Below are 4833 nucleotides of genomic sequence, written 5' to 3' on the forward strand. Positions count from 1 at the left end.
ACCTCACGAAGGTTCACGCACGGGGCCTCGGACAGTAAGGGGACCGACGTGCTTTATACCCGGGCCACCTGGCGTTGTCCAGTGTTGCGGACAACCGCCGGTTGCAACAGAGAGTCCTGGCTAGAACGGTTCCGCCCTGCTGGCCGGCATGCTGGCCTTGCCATCGGGTAGCGCTTTCGTTACCGTGCCAAAATTTTATGACGATCCTATCCGTATGAGTCAAACGGCTGCCCTGCGTCCCTTCCTGGCCGAACTCTGGCGCTTCGACCGCCGGCCGGCGCTGATCACGCTGGGGCTGAACCTGGCCGGCGCCGCCTTGGAAGGACTGGGACTCATGCTGCTGCTGCCCCTGCTGACCTTGGCCGGCGTGTTCGGCGGCACGGCGGGACACACCCTGTCACTGCCGCTGCCAGCCGGCGTGACACGGCTGCTCGACGGCCTCCCGGCAGCACACAAATTGTTGCTGATGCTGGGGCTCTTCGTCGGCCTGATCGCCCTGCAAGCGACGGTAACACTGCTGCGGGAGCGACGGTCGCAGCGGCTGCAACTGCGTTTCGTCGACCATTTGCGCGACACCCTGTTTGGCGCCCTGGCGGGGGCGCGCTGGCGTTTTCTCGCCCAGCATCACAGCAGCGAGTTTCTCAGCGTGCTGACCACCGAGGTCAACCGGGTGGGCACCGGTACGATCTTCCTGTTGCAGTTGATCACCCAGTTGGCGGTGTTTCCGGTCTATCTGGCCGTAGCCTTCCACCTGTCTGCGCCGGTTACCGGACTGGCGCTGCTCACCGGGGCGGTCTTGTGGTGGGTGCTGCGCAAGTCAAGGGATATGGCCAAGCAGAGCGGCGCGGTGGTGAGCCGGGCCAACCAGGCACTGTTCAGCGACGCCCAAGAGTTTCTGGGCGCGCTGAAGCTCATCAAAATCCATGGCGAGGAGGCAGGTTACCAGCGCCAATTCGGCGAGGTCGCCAAGCATCTGCGCGAACACCAACTGGCCTTCAATGCCGTGCGCACCCGCTCGCAACTGGCCTTCCGGATCGGCGGGGCGCTGGCCCTGGCCGCACTCACCTATGCCGCGCTGGTCTGGGTCCAGTTGCCGACGGCCAGCCTGCTGGTGCTGATTGCCATCTTCTCGCGCATGTTGCCGCAGGTGTCCGGCATTCATCTGGGGTTGCAGCAGCTCTGGCACATGGCACCGGCCTTTGCCAACTGGCAGCAGTGGGTGACGCGCGCCCGCGCGCACCGCGATGCGCCGACGGGCCGCGGCGGCACCGTCACCCTGGCCACCGGACTGCATTTGCACGCGGTCGCCTACCGGCATCCCAACGGCAGCCAGGCCATTGAAATCCCCGATCTCTTCATCCCGGCCCGCCGCACCACGGCAATCGTCGGGGAGACCGGCGCGGGCAAGACCACCCTACTGGACTTGTTGAGCGGCCTGAATGAGCCCCAGTCCGGCCAAATCCTGATCGACGGCACCCCGCTGACGCCGGCTGCCGGCTGGCGGCGGCGCATCGCCTATGTACCGCAAGACACCGCCATCCTCGACGGGACCATCCGGACCAATCTCACCTGGGGCGCGCTGGATGCCGGAGACGACCGGCTGCTGGCGGCGCTGGAGCAGGCCGCCGCCGCGCACTTCGTGCGGGGTCTACCCGACGGCCTGGATACCTGGGTGGGGGAGCGCGGTGTGCGGCTGTCCGGCGGCGAAAAGCAGCGTCTGGCCCTGGCGCGGGCACTGCTGCGGGAACCGCAATTACTGATCCTGGACGAGGCCACCAGCGCGCTCGACCGCGCGCATCAGCAGGTGGTACTTGAGGCCCTGCGCCGCCTGCACGGGCGCATGACGGTGCTCATCGTCACCCACCGCTACGAGGAGATCCGCGACCTGCTCGATGGCATGGTGCGGGTGCAGGCCGGGCGGGTGGGCGCGTGGGAGCCGATCCGAGGCCCTGGCGTCATCTCTTGAAACGGCTCGCACAGACCACGCCACACCATGCCGATCATTCCATGATGCGACTTTGGCGTCGCTGGCGACGCGCAATACCGCCGGTATCGGCTGGGCGACCCGGATCGGGCGGTGCGGGAACTGGCCCGCGCAGCGCAACTGCCGGTCGCCGCCGCGGCGGACCGGGGCGAGCTCGGGGAGGAGCGGGCGTTACCCAGGAGTTGGATCTTTGTCCATCACATCGCGGCCCATTCGGACCGCGATTGCGCGTCGCCGCGCTAACGCCACCGGGGCGGCACGCCCCGGCGGCCAATCAGGGCTCAGGCGCGGGCCGGGTCACGCTGAGCACTGGGCTGGGCAGCGACCACTTTCCGTCCACCAGGGCAAAGGCGCGATACACTCGCGTCTGGCCCGGCCCCTGCTCACCGAAACCGGCGGGCCTAAAACAGACCGCGCCCGGGCCCAGGGTCTCGCAGCCGGCCTTGGTCTGGGCGGCGCCCAGCGCGATATCGGTCACGGTTGCCGGCCATTGCTTGGCCCAGATGACCCAGCGTTCCCCGGCGCTGACGCGCGCCTGGGTGCTGGAGTGAATGGTATAGCGGGTCACCGTGGCGCCCGGCGGGGGCACCAGGTGCAGGCTGTCGCCGCTGTACGATAGACCGGGCGGCGGGCCCGCCGCCGGATCGGCGGCATCGCTGCTGCCGGCCAGCAGGGCGAGCGCCGCCAAGCCGACGGCCAGCGATGCACGGGGGCCTTGGATCATGAGCTGTCTCCGATGTTGACTACCGACGCGCCGCCGGGCGAACCACGCCCGGCAGACGCACCAAACCTGGCCGACCAGCCACTGCGTCACCCGGCCAAAGGCCGGGAGACCGGGAGACCGGGTACCGGACGTTAGGGCTTGTCCCAGGCCGCGGCGGCACTTGGCCCGGTCCATCCGCTGACGCTGCCTAGCGCAAAGATTCGGAAATAGCGGGTCTTAAGGGTATCAGGAGGGACTGGCGTACGCGCCCAATTTTCGACCCCCGGGGGCCGGTAGCAAAGGACGGGGTAAGCGGCCGTACTGCCGCCGGCCGCCATGCAAGCAAGTTTGCCCGCGTTGCCCTGGGTCGCGAGCATATCGACGGTCAGGTACTGGGGGTCCTGGCGACTGGTGGCCGGTACCGTGGGGTCGACGAGTGCGTGCCACCCACTGCCCCAGATACCCCAACCGACATTGGCCTGGTTATCCGGGGTGGTATAGTGGATCGTATATTTGAGCGTCTTGCCAAAGGTCACGACGCCGCCGATGACGGCGCTGCGCGCCTGTGGGGTAATATGCAGGGTGTTACCGATGAACGTCAGCGACAACTGCGTCTGGTTCATGGACACGCCGATCCTATTACCGACACCGTCCACCATGAACACGTCGGGCTTGAGGTCGCCGTCCAGATCATGCACCACCAAATCGCTCATGGACGTGCTGTTCTGGGTCGTAATATTCTGAACCCCAACAAAGGTGCCGTCACCGTTGCCGTTGAACACCCCATAGGCGGTCTGCGCGCCGCTGCCTTTGTTCGAGTTGCCCACGGCAATGTCGAGCAAACTGTCGTTGTTCAGATCGGCCGTCGCCACCGCGATGGGGTTCGATGGTACGCTACCGAGCGACGGCATTTCAGTCACGCTCGGGAAGGCACCGAAGCCGTTGTTGACCAGCACGCCAATCCCGTTGTTGCTGAAATTGGCGGTCACGATATCGGCGAACCCATCGCCGTTGAAATCAGCCGCTGCCAGGGCGACCGGGTTGGGGGTGCCGGCGCCCGCGGAGGGGTGCGACGCAACAGTGAAGCTACCCGCGCCGTTGTTCTGCAACACGCTGATCGTGTTGGCGTTGCCGTCGGCGGTGACGATATCGAGTACAGTGCTTGGCGTGGCATGAAACACATTGGTAAGCACCACACCCAGCGGCGCGGTGGCCGCTCCAGTCGCCACCACATGCGTCGCATCGGGGGGCACGAAGGTGCCGTCACCGTTGCCGAGGAATATGCTGACGGTGCCGGGAGTGCCGCCGTTGGCGACGACAATATCCACGTTGCCCTCGCCGGTGACATCGCCCAGCGCCAATGCCACCGGGGCGCTCGTCGCCCCATTATTCGCATAGGGCACGGGGGCCGCGAAGGTGCCATCGCCGTTGCCCAACAACACGTCGATGGTGTTGGCGGTCCGGTTGACGGTCACGATGTCGACGTTGGTGTTAACCGTGCGCAACCGCCCGGTTACCACAGCATAAGGACCCGCACCGGTTGTATAAAGGCTGGCGCCACCGAAGGTCCCATTGCCATTACCCAACCGCACCGACACTTGATTGGTGGTATTACGCACATTGACCAGGTCCGGAAACCCGCTCGTCGTGAACACACCAGTAGCGGCCGCGAGGGGAGTACCGGACACGCCCGTTAGGTTCGTACCAACCAGCCCCCCATAGCCGGGGCCGGTGGCGCTTGCCAGCCCGGGGACCCCGAGCAGCGCGCTCACCGCGAGCCAGGAGGCGCGACGACGCCAGTGTGACGGATGACGGACAGTGTCTCTTTTCATGGTAGCGCCCTCGGCTCTCGTGGTGAACGACTCGATGTGAACAACTGCGGTCTCTCACAAACGCCCTTAGTGTAGCGCGCCCCCTAGATGCATACCAGCGGAAATTTATCGCTTTTTGTGTGGCATTCAGACCGGCACCGGTTCGGCGCGGCGCCGGCTGGCGGTGAGTAATGATGTCAACCCAAAGTAGAAATGTCCCCTATTCCGCAAAGTAGAGATGTCCCCTGTTGGCGGGGGCAGGGGGCGAGATGCAGGGGAGGGGCCGCCGGGTCGGCGGGCCAGACGTAGGGAGCCCGTAGGGCGACCGGAGTCTG

General features: G+C 66.1%; 3 protein-coding genes. 1 reads left to right on the top strand and 2 read right to left on the bottom strand.

Features of this window, described 5'->3' with window-relative positions; translation table 11 throughout:
* Positions 1–214 precede the first annotated feature (214 nt).
* Positions 215–1966 (top strand): ABC transporter ATP-binding protein, encoded by a 1752-nt coding sequence (locus tag QZX93_RS19850; RefSeq protein WP_295385077.1) that lies wholly within the window; start codon positions 215–217, stop codon positions 1964–1966.
* A gap of 292 nt (positions 1967–2258) precedes the next feature.
* On the opposite strand, the gene QZX93_RS19855 is transcribed toward QZX93_RS19850, so the two are convergent.
* Complete coding sequence (locus tag QZX93_RS19855) at positions 2259–2708, bottom strand: hypothetical protein (protein ID WP_295385079.1); 450 nt, start codon at positions 2706–2708, stop codon at positions 2259–2261.
* A 131-nt stretch (positions 2709–2839) separates the two neighbouring features.
* On the bottom strand, positions 2840–4459 hold the full coding sequence (locus QZX93_RS19860) for a VCBS repeat-containing protein (RefSeq protein ID WP_295385080.1): 1620 nt from the start codon (positions 4457–4459) through the stop codon (positions 2840–2842).
* Between the last annotated feature and the right edge of the window lie 374 nt (positions 4460–4833).

This window comes from uncultured Thiodictyon sp. (assembly GCF_903946935.1).
Taxonomy (GTDB): domain Bacteria; phylum Pseudomonadota; class Gammaproteobacteria; order Chromatiales; family Chromatiaceae; genus Thiodictyon.